This is a genomic window from Oleiphilus sp. HI0125 (assembly GCF_001635355.1).
The window spans coordinates 1-240 of record NZ_LWGF01000521.1; the positions used below are offsets into that span (position 1 = coordinate 1).

At 47.5% G+C, this 240-nt stretch carries 1 protein-coding gene; it reads left to right on the forward strand.

Annotation, left to right across the window (positions count from 1 at the left end; all coding sequences use genetic code 11):
- Positions 1-240 (forward strand): diguanylate cyclase domain-containing protein (locus tag A3762_RS06615; protein ID WP_156493299.1); only part of this gene is annotated, 240 nt, incomplete at both ends.

The following is a 240-nucleotide window of genomic DNA, read 5'->3' on the forward strand; positions in this document are numbered from 1 at the left end:
GATGCTCTTCATGAAAGCAAAGAAGGCGCCCTCAGCGACGACAGTAAAGCTGCTGTTTACTATTTAGCGATTGACCACTTCCACAGTGTCAAAGCGAATTTAGGTATCGGTGACGCCGACTTTGTATTACGAGACTTAGCCCAGATTCTTGAAACCAAGAAGAGCGACAAAGTCACCCTTGCCCGTTTAAGCGATGACGTGTTCGGCATGATCATCAATGACACCAACGACGCACAAGCA